Here is an 18,933-nt window from a genome sequence, read left to right as displayed (position 1 = left end):
TGGCACCATGGGACTGGCACCACTGACCTATACATGTGAGGAACACAGCTATGCCCCGAATGTTCGGAACCGACGGCGTGCGCGGGCTCGCCAACCGCGACATCTCCGCGGAGCTCGCCCTCGGCCTCGGAGCGGCAGCGGCACGGGTCCTCACCGCCACCGCCGGCGCTGAGGGACGCCGCCCCCGCGCCGTCATCGGCCGCGACACCCGCATCTCCGGGGACTTCCTCTCCGCGGCCCTGGCCGCCGGGCTCACGAGCGCGGGCGTCGACGTCGTCGAGGTCGGCGTGCTCCCCACCCCGGGCGTGGCCCACCTGACGGCGACGACGGACGTCGACCTCGGCGTCGTCATCTCCGCCTCGCACAACCCCATGCCCGACAACGGCATCAAGTTCTTCGCCCACGGCGGCTTCAAGCTCGAGGACGCCATCGAGGACGCGATCGAGGAGAGCCTGGGCGCCGCGTGGGACCGCCCGACCGGTGACGGCGTGGGCCGCATCGAGGAGGACGCGCGCGCCGCGGACCGCACGTACATCGACCACCTCGTCGCCGCGACCGGCCGGCCGCTCGAGGGCCTGCGGATCGCCATCGACTGCGCCAACGGCGCGGCCAGCGACATCGCCCCGCTCGCGCTGCGGGAGGCGGGCGCCGACGTCGTCGTCATCAACGCCTCGCCCGACGGCCGCAACATCAACGACGACTGCGGCTCCACCCACCCCGAGCAGCTGCAGGCCGTCACCGTCGCCTCCGGCGCTGCCTTCGGTGTCGCCTTCGACGGCGACGCCGACCGCTGCATCGCTGTCGACCACGAGGGCACGATCGTCGACGGCGACCAGATCATGGGCATCCTCGCCACCGCGTTCAAGGAGCAGGGCCGGCTCGCCGAGGACACCCTCGTCGTCACGGTGATGAGCAACCTCGGGCTCATCCTCGCCATGCGCGAGGCCGGGATCCGGACGGTCCAGACGGCGGTCGGTGACCGCTACGTCCTCGAGGCGATGCGCGCGGGCGGCTTCAGCCTCGGCGGCGAGCAGTCCGGCCACATCATCGCCAGCGACCACGCGACCACCGGCGACGGCCTCCTCACCGCGCTCCTCCTCGCCGCGCGCGTGGTCGAGACCGGGCGCTCGCTCGCCGAGCTCGGCTCGATCGTCACCCGCCTCCCGCAGACCCTCATCAACGTCCCCGACGTCGACAAGGTCCGCGCCGGCACCGACGAGGGGCTGCGCGACGCCGTCGCCGCCGCCGAGCAGCGCCTGGGCGACACCGGCCGCGTCCTGCTCCGCCCGTCGGGCACCGAGGCGCTCGTGCGGGTCATGGTCGAGGCTGCCACCCAGGAGGAGGCCGACGCCGTCGCGGGGGAGCTCGCCGACGTCGTCCGCGCGCGTCTCGCGCTCGGCTGACCCAGGGTCTCCTCAGGGTGATCCCCGGTGACACCGGGGTGCCCGGCAAGGTCTAATGGTCCGGTGACACGAACCGGTGCCCGATGACGGCGGCCATGGCGGCGATCGAGGCCTGGGTGCTCGGCATGGCCGACTCCCCGTGGCTGCTCGTCGCGGTCCTCGTCCTGGCGACCATCGACGGGTTCTTCCCGCCGGTGCCCAGCGAGTCGATCGTCATCGGCGTCGCGGTGCTCGCGATGACGGGCGACGGCCCCAGCCTGTGGCTGCTCGTCCTCGTCGCGGCGGTGGGCGCCTTCACCGGGGACCTCATCGCCTACACGATCGGCACCAAGGTGCCCATCGACCGGCTGCGCATCTTCCAGGGCAAGCGCGGGAAGGCCAGCCTCGCCTGGGCCCGGCGCGCCCTGGCCCAGCGGGGCACCGTGCTCATCCTTTCTGCGCGCTTCGTCCCGATCGGGCGGGTAGCGGTCAACATGACGGCCGGTGCGGTCCACTTCCCCCGCCCGCGGTTCATCCTCATCGCCGCGATCGCCGCCCTCGTGTGGGGCGGGTACTCCACGCTCCTGGGGATCGGCGCCGGCGTGTTCCTCCACGACCACCCGCTCGTGGCGATCGCCGTCGGCGTCGCCGGCGGGGTGGTCATCGGGTTCGTCGTCGACGCGGCCCTGCAGTGGGTGCACCGCCGCTTCGGCAGCAAGCTGCCCGAGAGCCTGGAGGTCCTTGCCCCGGACTACGTGGCCGCGCCGGACCCCGCCGAGCCGCGCCGCGACGAGCGCACGAGCACGCCCGGCTAGATCTTGCGCAGCCGCATCCGGTGCATGCGGTGGTCACCGGACTTCGTGAGCACGAGGGAGGCGCGCCCACGCGTGGGCAGGATGTTCTCCTCGAGGTTCGGCTCGTTGATCGAGCCCCAGATCCGGGTGGCCGTCTCGACGGCCTCCTCGTCGCTCAGCGCCGCGTAGCGGTGGAAGTACGAGCGGGGGTCGGCGAAGGCCGTCTCCCGCAGCGACAGGAAGCGGTTGACGTACCAGCGGCGCACGTCGCTCGTCCGGGCGTCGACGTAGATCGAGAAGTCGAAGAAGTCGCTCACCGCGAGGCTGGGTGCGCCGTCCGACGTCGTGCGGGCGGGCTGCAGGACGTTGAGGCCCTCGACGATGAGGACGTCGGGGCGGTGCACCGTGATCTCCCGGCCCGGGACGATGTCGTAGGTGAGGTGGTCGTAGACCGGGGCGGTGACCTCGGGGACGCCGGACTTCACCGCGCTGAGGAAGCGGAGCAGCGCGCGCTGGTCGTAGGACTCGGGGAAGCCCTTGCGGGACATGAGGCCCCGGCGCTCGAGCTCGGCGTTGGGGTGGAGGAAGCCGTCCGTCGTCACGAGGTCCACCCGCGGCATCCCCGACCAGCGGCGCAGCATCTCCCGCAGCAGCCGCGACGTCGTCGACTTCCCGACGGCGACCGAGCCGGCCACCCCGATGACGAAGGGCGTGCGGCCCATCCGCTCCCCGAGGAAGGTCGAGGTCACCGAGCCGAGGCGCCGGGAGGACGCGACGTACAGCGACAGCAGGCGGGACAGCGGCCGGTAGACGGTGTCGACCTCGGTGAGGTCCACGGGGTCGCCCAGACCCCGGAGGCGGTCGATGTCCGCGGAGGTGAGCGGCTGGGGGGTCGCGGCCGACAGCCGGCTCCACGCCGCGCGGTCGAACTCGAGGAAGGGAGAGGTGGCCGGCTGCGTCGCCGACGTCGCTGCCTGCGGGGACGTCACGGCACCAGTCTGGCGCACGGCGGCGGGTGGTGCGCACCGCCGTCGGCCCGCCGCGTCCACCCCCTCCGCCGAGAGCCGACTTATTCCCACAGCACTCTTGCCGACCGCGACCGCGACCGCGACCGCGCCGGAGCAGACGGCAAGCGCACGTCAGCCCGTCAGTCGCGGGACCGCGGCAAGGACCTGGAACGGGTCACTGGTCGCCACAGTGACCGGCCGCCCGGTGACCGGCACCCAGGCGCTCGTTCCTTCCACGCGGAAGTGGGCGTCCCACTCGGTGTGCAGGGTGATCCGAGCCTCGCCCACTGTGCTGTAGGTGTGGGCGACGGTGTGGTCCGGCCAGGGCGCACCCGGGTCGCGGCCCACGAAGGGGACGCTGCCGTCACCGAAGTCCCAGGTGTGCTGCACCGGCACGACGCGGAGCTCGACGTCGAGGCCGAGCGGCTGCGTGGTCAGCACGTGCTCGGCGGCATCGGTGAACACGATCGTCTCGGCGTTGACGAGGACCCACGGTTGGTCTGGTTGCACCTCGAGGCTGCCGGAGTCCACAAGGAGTGACTCGACGTCCTCCCGTGTCACGACCAGTGGTTCCACGGCCGGGTCGTCGGCTCCTTCCCCCGCCGGCACCCACACGAGCCCGCCCGTCTCGCCCTCGCTCGCGGACCCGTCGGGGCACGCCGACCCTCGCTGTGCGACACCGTCGAGGACGCGGACGCGCGGGATGCATGCCGACGCGCTCGAACCGCCTCGGCCGCTCCCGGAGGAGGTGGTTGGGGAGGAGGCGCCTGACGAGCGGCCGCGCGCAGGACCCTCTGACTCTCGGTCGCTGGCAAAGAAGTCGACAACGTGGGTGGCGTTGCCGCGGAGCTCGGCCCACAGCGCATCCTGGTCAGACCCAGCTCGTTCGGATGGCACGAGAGTGAGGAGGAGAAGCGAAGCAGTCACGACGCCGTTCATCTCTCCTCACTCTCAGCGAGCGCCTCCCGGATCTGCCAGTCACCCGCCTGTCGGATGACCGCAAAGCGGAAGGAGCCGGCGCCACCCGGAGAACTCAGCTCGAGCTCGCCGTCCCGCGAGTAGAGGCTCGACGGACCCTCAGTGCCCGTGAACTCGACGCGGAAGTGGGGAAACTCCTCGTCCGGTGGGTGTGCGACGACGTCGTCGACAACAAACTCCCCGACAACGGCGAATCCTCCATCACCGTGCATCTCAGCCACATCCTCCGATGTGTTCGTACAGAACTCACACTCCGGGTGTGACATCTCCCGCCAGACCTCCAGGTCTCCGGTGGAGTACACGTAGGGGTAGAGCGCGAGGAAGTACTCGGCCGCCGCCGTCGCCCCCTCGATGCCGTCCCGCTCCATAGCGGTCGGACGTGCCGGCTCAGGCCATGGTGTGGGCACTGCTCCGGAGTTCGGTGTCTCCTGCGTGGCCGTGGCCGTGGCCGTGGCCGTGGCCGTGGGGTCGTCGCTGGGCATGGGTTCGGGGTCGGCGCTGCAAGCCGACATCGTCAGCAGGCTGATGAGAGCGGCAACCCTCGGACCCCGTGTCCTCCTCCGAGAGCGTCGGGCTGCAGCGTCGTGCGACGCGGTCGTCACGCGTCTGCGCGCCACGTCACCGCCGCTGCCCGCAAGGAGCCGCATGGTCCAGCCGTCGACCTGGTTCATGACCGTCCCCCATCGCACGTGATGGACAACCTAGAGCCCAGTCGCTCGAATGTCAGTCCCTCATGAAGATCTGTGGACGGCCCCCGCGTGCAGAATGCGGGTCGGTGGCCGTTACGCTGGAACCCATGTGCGGAATCGTGGGAGCAGTGTCCGTCTCGACCGCGGGCACCCCGCCTGTCGACGTCGTCCTCGACGGGCTCGCCCGTCTCGAGTACCGGGGCTACGACTCCGCGGGCATCGCCGTCGTCGCCGACGGCGCCCTCGCGGTGCGGAAGAAGGCCGGCAAGCTCCAGGGGCTGCTCGACGAGCTCGAGCGCGAGCCGCTGCCCGGGACGCAGGCCGCGATCGGGCACACCCGCTGGGCCACCCACGGCGCGCCGACCGACGAGAACGCCCACCCGCACCTGTCCGGCGACGGGCGCCTGGCGCTCATCCACAACGGCATCATCGAGAACTTCGCCAAGCTGAGGAACGAGCTCCTCGCCGACGGCGCCGTCTTCGCCTCGCAGACCGACACCGAGGTCGTCGCCCACCTCCTCGGTCGCCTCTACGACGGCGACCTCACCGCCGCGATGCTCGAGGTCACCAAGCGGCTCGAGGGCGCCTTCACCCTCCTCGCCGTCCACGCCGACCAGCCGGGCACGATCGTCGCCGCCCGCCGCAACTCCCCGCTCGTCATCGGGCTGGGCGACGGCGCGAACTACCTGGGCTCCGACGTCGCCGCCTTCGTTTCGCAGACGAAGTCCGCGCTCGAGGTCGACCAGGACCAGGTCGTCACCATCACCGGGGACTCCGTGAGGGTCGTCGACGCCGGCGGGCAGCCGGTCGAGCCGCGCGCCTTCACCGTCGAGTGGGACGCCGCGGCGGCCGTCAAGGGCGGCTTCGACTCCTTCATGGACAAGGAGATCCACGACCAGCCGCAGGCCGTGGCCGACACGCTGCTCGGCCGCACCGACGAGCTCGGGCGCCTCAAGCTCGACGAGCTGCGCATCGACGAGACGATCCTGCGGAGCATCGACAAGATCATCGTCGTCGCGTGCGGCACGGCCGCCTACGCCGGCCACGTGGCGAAGTACGCCGTCGAGCACTGGTGCCGCATCCCCGTCGAGGTCGAGCTCGCCCACGAGTTCCGCTACCGCGACCCCGTCGTCAACGAGAAGACCCTCGTCGTGGCCATCTCCCAGTCGGGGGAGACGATGGACACGATCATGGCGGTGCGCCACGCCCGCGAGCAGGGCTCCAAGGTGCTCGCCGTCGTCAACACCTACGGCTCGACCATCGCCCGCGAGTCCGACGCCGTCCTCTACACGCACGCCGGGCCGGAGGTCGCCGTCGCCTCGACGAAGGCCTTCATCGCGCAGATCACCGCGACCTACCTGCTCGGCCTGTACCTCGCCCAGCTGCGCGGCAACAAGTACATCGACGAGGTCGCCGACTACCTCACCGAGCTCGGCCGCATCCCCGCGAAGATCGAGGAGGTGCTCGCCCGCCAGGAGGAGGTGCGTGAGGTCGCCCGCTCGATGAAGGACGCGACGTCGGTGCTCTTCCTCGGTCGCCACGTCGGCTTCCCGGTGGCGCTCGAGGGCGCGCTCAAGCTCAAGGAGCTCGCCTACATCCACGCCGAGGGCTTCGCGGCCGGCGAGCTCAAGCACGGCCCGATCGCGCTCATCGAGGAGGGCCAGCCGGTCTTCGTCGTCGTGCCCACCCCGCGCCGTCCCACCCTGCACGCCAAGGTCATCTCCAACATCCAGGAGATCCGCGCCCGTGGCGCGCGCACCTCGTCATCGCCGAGGACGGCGACGACGACGTCACCTTCGCCGACGTCGTCTTCCGCTACCCGCCCACGCCCACGCTCATGACGCCGCTCGTCTCCGTCGTCCCGCTGCAGATCTTCGCGGGCGAGCTGGCCCGCGCCAAGGGCTACGACGTCGACCAGCCGCGCAACCTCGCGAAGTCCGTCACCGTCGAGTGAGCATCGTCGGGGTGGGCATCGACGTCGTCGACGTCGAGCGCTTCATGCGGACGCTCGAGCGCACCCCGCGGCTGCGGGAGAAGCTCTTCACTCCCGAGGAGCGTGGGCTGCCGCCCGCCTCGCTCGCGGCGCGCTTCGCGGCCAAGGAGGCGATCGCCAAGGCGCTCGGCGCGCCGGGCGGGATGTCGTGGCAGGACTGCACGGTCGAGCGGGTGGTCGGTGGGGCGCCCGTCGTCCACGTGCGCGGCTCGGTCCTCGCGCGGGCCGAGGAGCTGGGGATCCGGACCTGGCACCTGTCGATCTCGCACGACGCCGGGATCGCTTCCGCCATGGTCCTCGCCGAGCGCTGAGCCGCCGCCCCGTCTCTCCGCCGACAGCTGAGTTGTTCCTGGTAGTGGGGGCTCACTCCGTCCGCGGTGGTTGCCGCGGGTAACAACTCAGCTGTCGGCGGTGGGAGGGGGGCCTGGCTCGGCGGCGGGGTCCGGGGGCACGCGACACAATGAGGGCATGATCCGTGCGCACGAGGCCGAGGCGGTCCGGGCGGCCGAGGCTCCGCTGCTCGCCTCCACCGCGCCCGACGAGCTGATGACGCAGGCCGCCTTCGCCGTCGCCACCGAGGTGCTGCGCGAGCTGCGCCGGCTCGGGGCGCGCCGCAGCGGGAGCACGGTCCTCCTCCTCGTGGGCGGCGGCAACAACGGCGGGGACGCCCTGTACGCCGGCGGCTACCTCGCCCGGCGGGGGCTGCAGGTCGTCGCCGCGCTGTGCACGGTCCGGCCGCACGAGCGTGCTCTTGACGCGGCCCGCAGCGCCGGCGTGCGCGTCCGCCACGTCCTCGACGACGGCGGCCGCCCCCGCGACGCAGAGCTCGCCGTCCTCGCCGACCGCGCCGGCGTGTGGGTCGACGGGCTCACCGGCATCGGCGCCCGCGGCGGCCTGCGGGAGCCCCTCGCCGGCATCGTCACCGCGCTCGCGGACCAGCGTGCGCTCATGCCGGACGAGCCCACCGTCGTCGCCGTCGACGTCCCCTCGGGCATCGGCGTCGACGACGGCGCCGTCCCCGGCCCGGTGCTGCGCGCCGACGTCACCGTGACGATGGGCGCCGCCAAGCCCGGCCTGCTCGTCCAGCCCGCGGAGGCGCTGGCGGGACGCGTCGTCGTCGTCGACATCGGCCTGGCCCCCCACCTCGGTGAGCCGGCGCTGCGCCGCCTCACCCCGGCCGACGTCGCCGACCTCCTCCCCGCGCCCGTCGCCACCGACCACAAGTACACCCGCGGGGTGCTCGGGCTCGTCGCCGGCTCGACCACCTACCCGGGCGCCGCCGTCCTCGCCGCCGCCGGCGCGCTGCGCACCGGGCTCGGCATGGTCCGCTACCTCGGCCCCGACGCCGTCGCCCGGATGATCCACGCGCGCTTCCCCGAGGTCGTGGTCGGCAGCGGACGGGTCCAGGCCTGGGCCCTGGGCAGCGGCATCGACCCCGACGACGACGCCCGCGCCGACGACGTGCGCGACGCCCTCCGCCGCGCCCTCGACGACGGCGTCCCCGCCGTGCTCGACGCCGGCGCCCTGGCCCTCGCGCCCGAGCGGCTCGCCCCCACCACCGTCCTCACCCCGCACGCCGGGGAGCTGGCCCGGCTGCTCACCGCCCGCGGGGAGGAGACCGAGCGCGGTGACGTCGAGGCCGCACCGCTCGAGCTGGCCCGCCGGGCTGCCGCGCTCACCGGCGCCGTCGTCCTCCTCAAGGGACCGACCACCGTCGTCGCTGCCCCGGGCGGTGCCGCGCTGAGCCAGGCGGACGGCACGCCCTGGCTCGCCACCGCCGGCACGGGTGACGTCCTCGCCGGGGTCCTCGGTGCCCTGCTCGCCGTCCGCGGGGAGGACCTCACCGACCGCCAGGACCCCGACGGCACCCTCACCGCCGAGCTCGCCGCCGCCGCGGCCCTCGTCCACGGCCGCGCCGGCGCGCGCGCCTCGGCCGGCGGGCCCGTCACCGCCCTGCAGGTTGCCGACGCGGTCCCCGGCGTCGTCGCCGCGCTGCTCGCGGACCGCTGAGGCCGCGCGGCACCGTGGCAGACTCGGCACCGTGAGCTACTACCCGGCACGGGCGGTCGTCGACCATGCCGCCATCCGCGCGAACATCGAGCGGCTGCGGGCCGTCGCGGGTGCCGCGGAGGTCATGGCCGTGGTCAAGGCGGACGCCTACGGGCACGGGATCGTCCCGGTCTCGCGCACGGCGCTGGCGGCCGGTGCGACGTGGCTGGGGGTGGCCCAGCTCGGCGAGGCCCTCGAGCTGCGTGCCGCGGGCGTCGACGCGCCCCTCCTCACCTGGATCTACGGCCCCGGGGCCCCGCTCGCCGACGCGCTGGCCGCGGACCTCGACCTCTCGGCGTCGGCGCCGTGGGCCCTGGACGAGCTCGCCGCCGCCGCCCGCGTCACCGGCCGCGCCGCCCGCGTCCACCTCAAGGCCGACACCGGCATGGCCCGCGGCGGCGCCCGGCCCGCGCAGTGGACCGAGCTCGTCGACCACGCGGCCCGTCTCGCGGCGGAGGGCACCGTCGACGTCGTCGGCATCTGGTCCCACCTCGCCCGCGGTGACGAGCCGGCCGAGCCGACGACGGCCACGCAGCTCGCGGCCTTCCGCGACGCCGTCGCCACTGTCGAGCGGGCGGGGCTGCGGCCCGCCGTCCGCCACCTCGCCGCCTCCTCCGGCACCCTCTTCCACCCCGACACCCGCCTCGACCTCGTCCGCCCGGGCCTGGCCCTCTACGGGCTCTCACCCGCCCCGGACGTCGCCGACGCCGTCGCCCTCGGCCTGCGTGCCGCCATGCGGCTGGAGGCGGAGGTCGTCCACGTCAAGGACGTCCCCGCCGGCACACCGGTCGGCTACGGCCACACCTACACGACGCCGTCGGCCGGGCGGCTCGCGCTCGTCCCCCTCGGCTACGGCGACGGCATCCCCCGCCACGCCGGCAACGCCGGGCCGGTGCGCGTCGGCCGGCACTGCGGCCGGGTCACCGGGCGGGTGAGCATGGACCAGGTGGTCGTCGACCTCGGGCCCGACGGCGCGGACGTGGCGGTCGGTGACCGCGCGGTGCTCCTCGGTGACGCCCGCGACGGCGACCCGACGGCGCAGGACTGGGCCGACGCCGCCGGCACCATCAGCTACGAGATCGTCACCCGCCTCGGCAGCCGCATCCCTCGCACCCACGTCTCGCAGGAGGACCCCTCATGACCACCTGGCAGCCCGCCGACCCCGAGGCCACCCGCGAGCTCGGGCGCCGCCTCGCCGGGGTCCTGCGCGCCGGCGACCTCGTCGTCCTCACCGGGGACCTCGGCGCCGGGAAGACCACCCTCACTCAGGGCATCGGCGCCGGGCTCGGCGTGCGCGGCCAGGTCGCCTCGCCCACCTTCATCATCGCCCGCGCCCACCCGAGCCTGGGGGAGGGGCCCGACCTCGTCCACGTCGACGCCTACCGCCTCCAGTCCCTCGCCGAGGTCGACGCCCTCGACCTCGACAGCTCCCTGGAGGACTCCGTCACCGTCGTCGAGTGGGGCGAGGGCCTGGTCGAGGGGCTGGCCGAGGACCGCCTCGAGGTCATGGTCGGCCGGCCGCGCGGAGGCCTGCGGGACGCCGACGAGGTCGCCGACGCCGGTGCCCGCACCGTGACGATCCACGCCCACGGGCCCCGGTGGGAGGGCGTCGACGTCGCCGCCGCCCTCGGGGCGGACCCGGCCGGGACCGTCCGGTGACCAGACGCCGGCTGGCCGGGCTGCTCCTCGCGGCCGCGGTCCTGCTTCACCCCGCCGCGGCCACCGCCGCGACAGACGCGCCGAGCGAGCCCACGCCCAGCGCCTCGGCCACCGACGTGCCCGCCGAGGTCTCCGCCTGGTTCGCCGAGGAGGGCGACGACGCCGTCGCCGACCTCGGTGAGGACCTCACCCTCGGCGCCCCGCGCCGGGTCGCGACGTGGAACGACGCCTACGTCGCCGGTGAGGAGCCCGACGTCCCGGCCGCCCCCGTCGAGGAGTGGGTCGCCGCCGTCGTCCGGCGCACCGCCGACACGCCCGAGCCGGTGGGGGTGGTCCGCGCGGGTGCGGAGGGCGGCTCGCTCGAGCTGCTCGACGTCACCGAGGACACCGAGCTCGCCGCCGCCCTCCAGGAGATCCCCTCCGGCACGGTCCTCATCCGCGACGACACCGTCGAGGGCTGGTTCGGCCTGCTCGAGGGGGAGGTGTGGCCGCTCACCGAGGGGGCACGCAGCGTCCTCCAGGGCGCCCTGCCCGCCGAGGTCTTCCAGGGCTTCCTCGCCGCGTGGCGCGGGGAGTCGCCGCCCGCTGCCGTGCCGAGCACGTCCGAGGGGGAGGACGGCACCCTCTCCCCGCTCATCCCGATCGGTGTCATCGTGCTCGCCGGTGCGGGGGTCGCCATCCTGCTGGTACGCCAGTACCGCCAGGCCGACTCGCGGATCGTGGCCGACGTTCACGCCGGGATGGCGCCGCCGCCCGAGGACACCGACGCCGACGGCCCGCGCCCGGAGCAGCCCGGCGGGTGACCGCCGCCGACGGCGGACTACCCTGGGTGCCGTGCGAACCCTGTGCATCGACACCTCCGCCGGCAGTGCGGTCGCCCTCCACGACGACGACGCCGGCGTGCTGGCCCGTGCCCGCAGCGCCGACCACCGCGGCCACGCCGAGCGTCTCTCCGCGCTCGTCGCCGAGGTCCTCGAGACCGCGGGGCTGAGCGCCTCCGACGTCGACCGCGTGGCCGTCGGCACCGGGCCGGCGCCCTACACCGGCCTGCGGGTCGGTCTCGTCACCGCCCTCACCTTCGCCCGTGCCCGGGGCATCCCGGTCCACGGCGTCAGCAGCCTCGACGTCCTCGCGCGCCAGGTCCTCGACGTCCGCCCCGGCTCCACCGTCCTCGTCCTCGGGGACGCGCGGCGCAAGGAGGTCTACTCCGCCCGCTTCCGCGCGCTCGGGGACGACGACGTCGAGGTCCTGTCCGGGCCGCGCGTGGGGCCCGCCGCCGAGCTCGCCGAGGACCCGCTGGACGCGGCGGTGGACGAGGGGCCCGTCGTCGTCGCCGGTCCCGGTGCCCTCCTGTACGCCGACGTCCTGCCGCCCACCCCCGGCGCGCCGGACGAGGTCGACGCCGCCGTCCTGGCCCGCGTCGTGCGCGCCCGGCTGGCGCGCGCGGAGGCGGGGGAGGAGGTCGCGCTCGGCACCGAGCCGCTGTACCTGCGCCGGCCCGACGTCACCCCGGCGGCCGCGCGCAAGCGCGCCTCGTGATCCTGCGGCCGCTGCGGGAGGACGACCTCGACCGGGTCATGGAGCTCGAGCGCGAGCTCTTCGGGCCGGGTGCGTGGTCGCGGGCGGCCTACCGGGAGGAGCTGAGCCACGCGGGCCGGTACTACGTCGCGGCGGAGAGCGATGGCGCCGTCGTCGGCTACGCGGGCATCGCGCTCGGGGAGGACAGCGAGGTCATGACGGTGGGGGTGGCCACCGGCCACCGCGGCCGCGGCACCGGCGCCGCCCTGCTCGCCGACCTGCTCGAGCGGGCGCGCGCCGCGCGGGCCCGCCACGTCTTCCTCGAGGTCCGGGCGGGCAACCTCAGCGCGCAGCGGCTCTACGAGCGCGCCGGCTTCGTGCCGATCGGGACCCGGCCGCGCTACTACGGCGACGAGGACGCCGTCGTCATGCGGCTCACCCTGCGTTCGGGCCGGGGCGACCTCACGGCCGCCCCGTAGCCCTCACAGGACGACGGCGGCGGTCTCGAAGTCGAGACGGCCGGCGCGCGGGTGCACCGCCCCGGGCTCCTCGCTCGCGGCGTGGCCGACGTTGAGGACCGCGAGGGTGCGCCAGCCGGACTCGGCGAAGAGCTCGGCGTCCACGCCCGCCGCGCTGAGACCGGTCATCGGGCCCACGGCCAGACCGGCCGCGCGCAGGCCGAGGATGAGGTAGCCGAGCTGGATGAGCCCGTTGGTGCGGGCGAAGGACTCCCGGAACTCCGGGTCGCCCGCCATCTTCTCCCGGGCACCGGCGCGGTGCGGGGCGAGGAGCTCGAGGTGCTCGTGGAAGGCGGGGTCGCAGGCCGCGACGACGGTGAGCGGCGCCGCCAGGGTCTTGGCCTTGTTGCCCTCGTTGAGGTGGGCGACGAGGCGCTCGCGGGCGGCGGGGGACTCCACCACCGCGAGGCGCAGCGGCTGCCCGTTCATCGCCGTCGGCGCCCAGCGCACCGCCTCGTAGACCTCGCGCACGAGCTGCACGTCGACCGGCTCCGGGGTGAAGGAGTTGGTCGTGCGCGCGTCGTGGAAGATCGCGCGCGGCAGGTCGGTCGCGGGAATCACGTCAGTGGTCATGTCCACGGCAACCGCCCCGGCGCGGGGATCCATCCGCCCCGGTGCTGTGAGGTCAGCCACAGGTGTTGCCGGGTGGGCGGCGCACTACCCTGTACGGGTGAGTGAACCCCTGGTCCTCGGCATCGAGACGAGCTGCGACGAGACCGGCTTCGCGCTGGTGAGGGGCCGCGAGCTGCTCGCCGACGTGACGGCCTCCTCCATGGACGAGCACGCGCGCTTCGGCGGCATCGTCCCCGAGGTCGCCAGCCGCGCGCACCTCGAGGCCTTCGTCCCCACGCTCGACGCCGCGCTCGACGCCGCGGACTGCCGCCTCGAGGACGTCGACGCCGTCGCCGTCACCGCGGGCCCGGGCCTCGTCGGGTCGCTCACCGTCGGTCTCGCCGCCGCGAAGTCGTTGGCCCTGGCGCTGGACCGCCCGCTGTACGGCGTCAACCACGTCATCGGGCACATCGCCGTCGACGAGCTCGTCCACGGTGCCTTCCCCGACCACTTCGTCGGGCTCGTCGTCTCCGGCGGCCACACCAGCCTGCTCGAGGTGCGCGACATCGCGACCGACGTCGTCGAGCTCGGGCAGACCCTCGACGACGCCGCCGGTGAGGCTTTCGACAAGGTCGGCCGCCTGCTCGGCCTGCCCTACCCCGGCGGCCCGCACGTCGACCGCCTCTCCCAGCAGGGCGACCGCACCTCGATCCGCTTCCCCCGCGGGCTGTCGAAGGGCAAGGACGTGGCCCGCCACCCCTACGACTTCTCCTTCTCCGGCCTCAAGACGGCCGTCGCCCGGTACGTCGAGGGCGTCGAGGACGCCGGGGAGGAGCTCCCCGCCGCCGACGTCGCCGCCTCCTTCTCCGAGGCGGTCGCCGACGTGCTCGTGAGCAAGACCCTGGCCGCGTGCCAGCGGACGGGCACGCAGACGGTCGTCATCGGTGGCGGGTTCTCGGCGAACTCGCGGCTGCGCGAGCTGGCCGCCGAGCGCGGCGCGGAGCACGGCATCGAGGTGCGCATCCCGCCGATCCGCTACTGCACGGACAACGGCGCGATGATCGCTGCCCTGGGCTCGGCGATGCTCCGCTCGGGCGTGGGACCCTCCGCGTGGGACATCCCCGCCGACTCGGGCATGCCGCTCACCACCGTCCGCGCCTGACGCCCCCGCCGGCTCACCCCGGGGGTCACCCCACCCTGTTCCTCCTCGGCCCGCCGGTCACCCCACTGCCCCCCGGTGACGGTCGTTAACGTCACGCCATGACTACAGGCTCCAAGCCTCGTGAGAGCTGGGTGGACGTCGCCAAGGGCGGCGCGATCGTCCTCGTCGTGCTCTACCACGCGGCGTTCTTCCTCGACGACGTCGGGCTGGCCTGGTTCTGGTCGGACGCCGGCGGGGCGCTGACGACGTTCCGGATGCCGCTGTTCTTCTTCACCGCCGGCATCTTCGCCGCGAAGGCACTGTCGCTGGACCTGCGCCACATGGTGAGGCGGCGCGTCCTCCTGCTGCTGTGGCTCTACCTGCTGTGGTCCTTCGTCTGGACCCTCGCGTTCCAGGTGCTGCCCAACCTCAACCACGTGCCGTCCTGGTCGGAGCTCGCGCGCGTCCTCGTGTGGCCGCACGCGAGCACGAGTACGTGGTTCATCTACTCCCTGGCGCTGTACTTCCTCGCTGCGTGGTCCATCCGCCGGCTACCGGTGTGGGCGCAGCTCGCGCTGGCGACGCTGGTCTCCCTCGCCTTCGGGGCCGGCATTCTCGACACGGGGAACATGACACTGAACAAGATGACGGAGTACTTCGTCTTCTTCCTGGCGGCCGCGCTCCTCGGCCCCAGGTTCCGCGAGCTGGCGACGCGGGTGCGCCCGCGTCACGCCGTCGTGGCCGCAGCCGGCTACCTCGCGGTCTCGGCAGCGGTGTCCGCGGCGGACGTGATGGGGGTCCCCGGCGTCCGCCTCGGCGTCAGCTGCCTGGCGGTCGTCTTCGGTGCCACGCTCGCCGTGGTGCTCAGCGGGCGACCCGCGATGCGGTGGCTGGAGTTCCTCGGGAGGCGGACGCTCCCGATCTACGTCCTGCACTTCTACCCGATCGTCGTCCTCGCCGCGCTGCTCGAGCCCGTCGCTGACCGGATCGGCTGGGCGGCCCCGGTGCTCCCACCCGTGCTGACGGTCGGGGCGATCCTCGTCAGTCTCGGCGTGCACAGGGTCACGCGCCAGGTGCCCGGCCTCTACACGCTGCCCCCGGTGCGCGGTCGACGCCCGGCCCTCAGCGGCGAGGAGCCCGCGCTGAGCCCGGCTCCCTGACCCTCGCCTGGTCGGTGACCCGCCGCGCCTGACCTGCGTGCGACGGCGGGCCGGCCGGCTCCGCGAGCTCCCCCGTTCCCCTCACGCAGCGGTGTGCAGACGGGGGAGGCGGGAGGACGAGCGGGTAGGTCAGCGCTCGTCCGGCGCGGCGGGCGGGCCGGCCGCGCGCTTCTCAGAGGGGGCGGCCCGCTCTCATCTCCGCGACGAGCGAGGCGACGACGGCGTCGAGGTCGCCGTCGTGGCGGCGCGCCACCCGGCGCTGGCGCTGGTAGGACGCGCCCTTGGCGAGGATCGTGCGGATGCCGTCGAGCTCCTCGAGGCAGCCCAGGCGCTCCGCGACCGGCTCCAGCCGGGGGAGCAGCTCGGCGACGGCCTCACTCACGAGCTGCTCGTTGCCGGCGGCGTCGAGGATGACGATCGCGTCCATGCCGTAGCGCGCCGAGCGCCACTTGTTCTCCTGAAGGAACCACTGCGGCATCCGGGGCAGCTCCTCGCCGTTGTCGAGCATGGTGGAGAAGTGCTCGACGAGGCAGTGGACGAGCGCGGCGAGGGCGAGGACCTCGGTGAGGTTGGAGGCGCCGTCGAACACGCGCATCTCCAGGGTGCCCAGGTGCGGCGCGGGCCGGATGTCCCAGCGGATCTCGCCCAGAGAGTCGATGACGCCGGTGTGGAGCATGTCCGCCGCGTAGGCCTCGAGCTCGTGCCACTCGTCGAACACCTGCGGCAGGCCGGCCGTGGGCAGCTGCTGGAAGAGCAGGGCGCGGTTGGAGGCGTAGCCCGTGGCGCGTCCCGCCCAGAACGGGGAGGAGGAGGCGAGGGACTGGAGGTGGGGCAGGTAGCACAGCACCGCCCGCAGGATTGGCAGGACCTTGCGCCGGTCCTCGATGCCGACGTGCACGTGGACGCCGTAGATGACCATCTGGCGGCCCCACCACTGGGTCCGCTCGATGAGGGTCGCGTAGCGCTCCTTGTTCGTCACCCGCTGGAAGTCGTAGCGGGCGAAGGGGTGCGTCCCCGCGCACATGAGGTCCACCCGCAGCGGGTCGAGCACGGCGCGCAGCTCCTCGACGGTGCGCGCGAGGTCCGCCCCCGCCCCGCGCACCGTCGTCGCGACACCGGAGACGACCTCGATCGTGTTGAGGAGGAGCTCGGGGTGGATGTGGGGGTGCGCGTCCGCGCCGGGCGGGCGCACCGCCTCGAGGACGGTGGGGGCGACCTGTCGCAGGTCGCCGGAGTCGACGTCGACGAGGGCGAGCTCCCACTCGATCCCCACCGTCGATCGCGCCGAGGGGGCGAAGTCGATCTCCATGGGGACATGATGCCGTCCGCGGGCGCTATGCGCCGCCACGGAGACCGCCGCCGGCTACTCGGGGGCCGTGACCGGCTCGACGACGATGACGCTCTGCCGGCCCGCGAGCCGGGTGAGGACGACCGTCGCCGCGTTCGGGCCGCTGGGGGAGAGCTGGCGGCGCAGCTGCCCGGGCTCGACGGCGGTGCCGCGCTTCTTGATCGTCACCGTCCCCACCTGCCGGTCGCGCAGGTAGGCCCGCAGCGTCTTGAGCGCGAAGGGGAAGGAGTCGAGCACCCGGTAGCCGGTGAGGAAGGGGGAGCGCACGAGCCGCGGCCCGGTGAGGTAGGCGATGGACTCGGCCACCAGGCCTGCGCCCACCTCGTCCCCGGCGAGGGCGACGAGACCGGCCCGGATGACCGCGCCGTCGGGCTCGTAGAGGTAGTGGTCCAGGTCCCGCACCTGCCCCGCCCGGAGGGGGGCGTCGGCGGCCTCGACCTCCGAGGTGAGGCGGTGCGCGCGGCCCTCGCGGTCGAGGACGAGGGCGCTGCGCCCCGGCCCCTCGGGAGCGAGCGGCCCGAACCACAGGCCCGCCTCGACGACGTCCCCCGCCACACTCACCCACTGGGCGTGCGCGTCGGCGGGCAGCGCGGTGTGCGGGATGCCGGGGGCGACCTTGAGGCCGAGCGCGGGCACCCGGTCGCGCAGCGCCAGGACGTCGTCGAGGGACGGGGAGTAGGCGGAGGGGTCGAAGATGCGCCGGCCGCCGCGGGTGCGCCGCGCGGGGTCGGCGAAGACGGCGTCGACGCCGTCGAGGTCGGTGGCGAGCGCGTCACCGTGGACGACGGTGACCTCGGGGAAGTGGCGCAGGTTGACGGTCGCGACGGCCGCGGTGAGCTCGTCGAGCTCGACGGCGAGGACGGGCAGCCCCAGGCCGCCCAGTGCCATCGCGTCGCCGCCGATGCCGCAGCCGAGGTCCGCCACCCTCGTCGAGCCGGCCGCCGCGAAGCGCGCGGCGTGGTGCGCGGCGACGGTCAGCCGGGTGGACTGCTCGAGGCCCGCCTGCGTGAAGACCATCCCGTCGGCGAACTCCCCGAACTTGGCCCGCCCCTTGGCGCGCAGCCGCGACTGGGTCATCGCGGCGGCGACCAGCTCGGGGTCCAGGCCCCGGTCGCGCAGCGCCGTCGAGAGCGTGAGCGCGGTCGCCTCGTCGTAGGGCGGCAGCTGGCCGAGCAGGGCCCAGCCCTCGGGGGAGAGCAGCTTGCTCAGCGCACTGGCATCCACCAGACGATGGTAGGCGCCCGACCCGTTGGCACTCACCTTGACCGAGTGCTAACGCGGGCATAGATTTGGGCGTGCGGCGGCCCCCGGGTCCCGCGACTGCACCAGAACCACGGGCCGACCCCCGCGACGGCGGCCCGCCGGCCATGGTGCGACCTGACCTTGTTCCGTTACTCACCTAAGCGAAGGGGAGGTCCGCAGTGTCGGTCTCCATCAAGCCCCTCGAGGACCGCATCGTCGTGCAGACCCTCGAGGCCGAGCAGACCACCGCGTCTGGCCTCGTCATCCCGGACACCGCCCAGGAGAAGCCCCAGGAGGGCTCCGTCATCGCCGTCGGCCCCGGCCGCGTCGACGACAAGGGCAACCGCGTCCCCGTGGACGTGGCCGTGGGTGACGTCGTCATCTACAGCAAGTACGGCGGTACCGAGGTGAAGTACGCCGGCGAGGAGTACCTCATCCTCTCCGCGCGTGACGTTCTCGCCGTCGTCGAGAAGTGACGTCCTTCTAGGACAAGCGAAGGGCCCCGGTCGTCAGACCGGGGCCCTTCGTCGTACGACGACGTGCGGCGTCAGCTGGCGCGGCGCAGCGGGGTGGTGAGGATCTGCTGGCGGTCGTCCTCGGAGAGGCCGCCCCACACGCCGTAGGGCTCGCGGACCTTCAGCGCGTGCTCACGGCACTGCTGGATGACGGGGCACTCGGCGCACACGGCCTTGGCCGCCTCGTCGCGGCGGCGCCGGGTGCCACCCCGCTCGCCCTCGGGGTGGAAGAAGAGGTTCGGGTCGGCCTCGCGGCACTTGCCCTGGTACTGCCACTCCCAGAGGTCCATGACCGGTCCGGGAAGCCTGCTGAGCTCTGCCATCGTCGTACTCCTTCACATCCGTGCTGCGCGACCTCGGTGCCGCGGGGCCAATGAGGTAGAACCTA

The 18,933-nt window shown here is 73.8% G+C and carries 19 protein-coding genes and 1 pseudogene; 13 read left to right on the top strand and 7 right to left on the bottom strand.

Annotation, left to right across the window (positions count from 1 at the left end):
- Nucleotides 1-50: 50 nt before the first annotated feature.
- Nucleotides 51-1,403: a phosphoglucosamine mutase gene (gene glmM, locus ACWPXV_RS12030; RefSeq protein WP_454085452.1), complete on the top strand. Its 1,353-nt coding sequence runs from the start codon at nucleotides 51-53 to the stop codon at nucleotides 1,401-1,403.
- Nucleotides 1,404-1,498: 95 nt separating this feature from the next.
- Nucleotides 1,499-2,197: a DedA family protein gene (locus tag ACWPXV_RS12025; RefSeq protein WP_454085451.1), complete on the top strand. Its 699-nt coding sequence runs from the start codon at nucleotides 1,499-1,501 to the stop codon at nucleotides 2,195-2,197.
- Here the strand turns inward: ACWPXV_RS12025 and coaA are convergent.
- The 3 genes from coaA to ACWPXV_RS12010 form a co-directional block, all read right to left on the bottom strand.
- Nucleotides 2,194-3,165, bottom strand: coding sequence for a type I pantothenate kinase (gene coaA / locus ACWPXV_RS12020; protein ID WP_454085450.1), 972 nt, complete (start codon nucleotides 3,163-3,165; stop codon nucleotides 2,194-2,196). The two genes, ACWPXV_RS12025 and coaA, sit on opposite strands and share 4 nt — an antisense overlap.
- 150 nt (nucleotides 3,166-3,315) lie before the next feature.
- On the bottom strand, nucleotides 3,316-3,759 hold the full coding sequence (locus ACWPXV_RS12015; RefSeq protein ID WP_454085449.1) for a hypothetical protein: 444 nt from the start codon (nucleotides 3,757-3,759) through the stop codon (nucleotides 3,316-3,318).
- Nucleotides 3,760-4,118: 359 nt separating this feature from the next.
- Nucleotides 4,119-4,832: a DUF6318 family protein gene (locus ACWPXV_RS12010; protein ID WP_454085448.1), complete on the bottom strand. Its 714-nt coding sequence runs from the start codon at nucleotides 4,830-4,832 to the stop codon at nucleotides 4,119-4,121.
- 125 nt (nucleotides 4,833-4,957) lie between these two features.
- On the opposite strand from ACWPXV_RS12010, the pseudogene glmS reads away from it, so the two are divergent.
- The 8 genes and pseudogenes from glmS to rimI all read left to right on the top strand — a co-directional run bounded on the left by glmS (nucleotide 4,958) and on the right by rimI (nucleotide 12,548).
- Nucleotides 4,958-6,804 (top strand): annotated as a pseudogene (gene glmS / locus ACWPXV_RS12005) (glutamine--fructose-6-phosphate transaminase (isomerizing)).
- Nucleotides 6,801-7,154 carry a holo-ACP synthase gene (locus ACWPXV_RS12000; RefSeq protein ID WP_454085447.1) on the top strand — a complete coding sequence of 118 codons (354 nt, stop codon included), beginning with the start codon at nucleotides 6,801-6,803 and terminating at the stop codon, nucleotides 7,152-7,154. Before glmS ends, ACWPXV_RS12000 begins: the two are co-directional and overlap by 4 nt.
- Nucleotides 7,155-7,311: 157 nt before the next feature.
- Nucleotides 7,312-8,853, top strand: a complete 1,542-nt coding sequence (locus ACWPXV_RS11995) for an NAD(P)H-hydrate epimerase (RefSeq protein ID WP_454085446.1) — start codon at nucleotides 7,312-7,314, stop codon at nucleotides 8,851-8,853.
- A 31-nt stretch (nucleotides 8,854-8,884) separates the two neighbouring features.
- A complete protein-coding gene (gene alr, locus ACWPXV_RS11990; RefSeq protein WP_454085445.1) occupies nucleotides 8,885-10,033 on the top strand; it encodes an alanine racemase in 1,149 nt (382 codons plus the stop codon).
- Nucleotides 10,030-10,551 (top strand): tRNA (adenosine(37)-N6)-threonylcarbamoyltransferase complex ATPase subunit type 1 TsaE, encoded by a 522-nt coding sequence (tsaE, locus tag ACWPXV_RS11985; protein WP_454085444.1) that lies wholly within the window; start codon nucleotides 10,030-10,032, stop codon nucleotides 10,549-10,551. The genes alr and tsaE overlap by 4 nt, the downstream gene beginning before the upstream one ends.
- Complete coding sequence (locus tag ACWPXV_RS11980) at nucleotides 10,548-11,354, top strand: hypothetical protein (protein ID WP_454085443.1); 807 nt, start codon at nucleotides 10,548-10,550, stop codon at nucleotides 11,352-11,354. The genes tsaE and ACWPXV_RS11980 overlap by 4 nt, the downstream gene beginning before the upstream one ends.
- A gap of 31 nt (nucleotides 11,355-11,385) precedes the next feature.
- Entirely contained in the window at nucleotides 11,386-12,090 is a 705-nt protein-coding gene (tsaB, locus tag ACWPXV_RS11975) for a tRNA (adenosine(37)-N6)-threonylcarbamoyltransferase complex dimerization subunit type 1 TsaB (protein ID WP_454085442.1), read from the top strand.
- The gene (gene rimI, locus ACWPXV_RS11970) at nucleotides 12,087-12,548 is read left to right on the top strand and encodes a ribosomal protein S18-alanine N-acetyltransferase (protein WP_454085441.1); all 462 of its coding nucleotides are present in this window, start codon (nucleotides 12,087-12,089) and stop codon (nucleotides 12,546-12,548) included. Before tsaB ends, rimI begins: the two co-directional genes overlap by 4 nt.
- A 3-nt stretch (nucleotides 12,549-12,551) precedes the next feature.
- Here the strand turns inward: rimI and ACWPXV_RS11965 are convergent, their stop codons facing one another.
- Nucleotides 12,552-13,160, bottom strand: a complete 609-nt coding sequence (locus ACWPXV_RS11965) for a malonic semialdehyde reductase (protein ID WP_454085440.1) — start codon at nucleotides 13,158-13,160, stop codon at nucleotides 12,552-12,554.
- 97 nt (nucleotides 13,161-13,257) lie between these two features.
- Between ACWPXV_RS11965 and tsaD the strand changes: the two genes are divergently transcribed.
- The gene (tsaD, locus tag ACWPXV_RS11960) at nucleotides 13,258-14,301 is read left to right on the top strand and encodes a tRNA (adenosine(37)-N6)-threonylcarbamoyltransferase complex transferase subunit TsaD (RefSeq protein ID WP_454085439.1); all 1,044 of its coding nucleotides are present in this window, start codon (nucleotides 13,258-13,260) and stop codon (nucleotides 14,299-14,301) included.
- Nucleotides 14,302-14,399: 98 nt separating this feature from the next.
- The gene (locus ACWPXV_RS11955; protein ID WP_454085438.1) at nucleotides 14,400-15,440 is read left to right on the top strand and encodes an acyltransferase family protein; all 1,041 of its coding nucleotides are present in this window, start codon (nucleotides 14,400-14,402) and stop codon (nucleotides 15,438-15,440) included.
- Between the two features lie 172 nt (nucleotides 15,441-15,612).
- Here the strand turns inward: ACWPXV_RS11955 and ACWPXV_RS11950 are convergent, their stop codons facing one another.
- Both ACWPXV_RS11950 and ACWPXV_RS11945 read right to left on the bottom strand, forming a co-directional pair.
- The gene (locus tag ACWPXV_RS11950) at nucleotides 15,613-16,749 is read right to left on the bottom strand and encodes a glutamate--cysteine ligase (protein ID WP_454085437.1); all 1,137 of its coding nucleotides are present in this window, start codon (nucleotides 16,747-16,749) and stop codon (nucleotides 15,613-15,615) included.
- A gap of 54 nt (nucleotides 16,750-16,803) precedes the next feature.
- Nucleotides 16,804-18,012 carry a THUMP-like domain-containing protein gene (locus ACWPXV_RS11945; protein WP_454085436.1) on the bottom strand — a complete coding sequence of 403 codons (1,209 nt, stop codon included), beginning with the start codon at nucleotides 18,010-18,012 and terminating at the stop codon, nucleotides 16,804-16,806.
- A gap of 197 nt (nucleotides 18,013-18,209) precedes the next feature.
- Between ACWPXV_RS11945 and groES the strand changes: the two genes are divergently transcribed.
- Entirely contained in the window at nucleotides 18,210-18,506 is a 297-nt protein-coding gene (groES, locus tag ACWPXV_RS11940; protein WP_454085435.1) for a co-chaperone GroES, read from the top strand.
- A 71-nt stretch (nucleotides 18,507-18,577) separates the two neighbouring features.
- Here the strand turns inward: groES and ACWPXV_RS11935 are convergent, their stop codons facing one another.
- Nucleotides 18,578-18,868, bottom strand: coding sequence for a WhiB family transcriptional regulator (locus tag ACWPXV_RS11935; protein WP_110851879.1), 291 nt, complete (start codon nucleotides 18,866-18,868; stop codon nucleotides 18,578-18,580).
- Nucleotides 18,869-18,933: the final 65 nt, after the last annotated feature.

This window comes from Georgenia sp. Marseille-Q6866 (genome assembly GCF_965111665.1).
This window is presented reverse-complemented; position numbering and strand designations above follow the sequence as displayed.

Excerpts from the sequence above, each read along its gene's own strand:
- ACWPXV_RS11950 (WP_454085437.1), bottom strand. The coding sequence starts at position 16,749 with ATGGAGATCGACTTCGCCCCCTCGGCGCGATCGACGGTGGGGATCGAG.
- ACWPXV_RS11955 (WP_454085438.1), top strand. The coding sequence starts at position 14,400 with ATGACTACAGGCTCCAAGCCTCGTGAGAGCTGGGTGGACGTCGCCAAG.
- tsaE (WP_454085444.1), top strand. The coding sequence starts at position 10,030 with ATGACCACCTGGCAGCCCGCCGACCCCGAGGCCACCCGCGAGCTCGGG.
- ACWPXV_RS12025 (WP_454085451.1), top strand. The coding sequence starts at position 1,499 with ATGGCGGCGATCGAGGCCTGGGTGCTCGGCATGGCCGACTCCCCGTGG.
- glmM (WP_454085452.1), top strand. The coding sequence starts at position 51 with ATGCCCCGAATGTTCGGAACCGACGGCGTGCGCGGGCTCGCCAACCGC.
- ACWPXV_RS11995 (WP_454085446.1), top strand. The coding sequence starts at position 7,312 with ATGATCCGTGCGCACGAGGCCGAGGCGGTCCGGGCGGCCGAGGCTCCG.
- ACWPXV_RS12010 (WP_454085448.1), bottom strand. The coding sequence starts at position 4,832 with ATGAACCAGGTCGACGGCTGGACCATGCGGCTCCTTGCGGGCAGCGGC.
- ACWPXV_RS11935 (WP_110851879.1), bottom strand. The coding sequence starts at position 18,868 with ATGGCAGAGCTCAGCAGGCTTCCCGGACCGGTCATGGACCTCTGGGAG.
- ACWPXV_RS11965 (WP_454085440.1), bottom strand. The coding sequence starts at position 13,160 with ATGACCACTGACGTGATTCCCGCGACCGACCTGCCGCGCGCGATCTTC.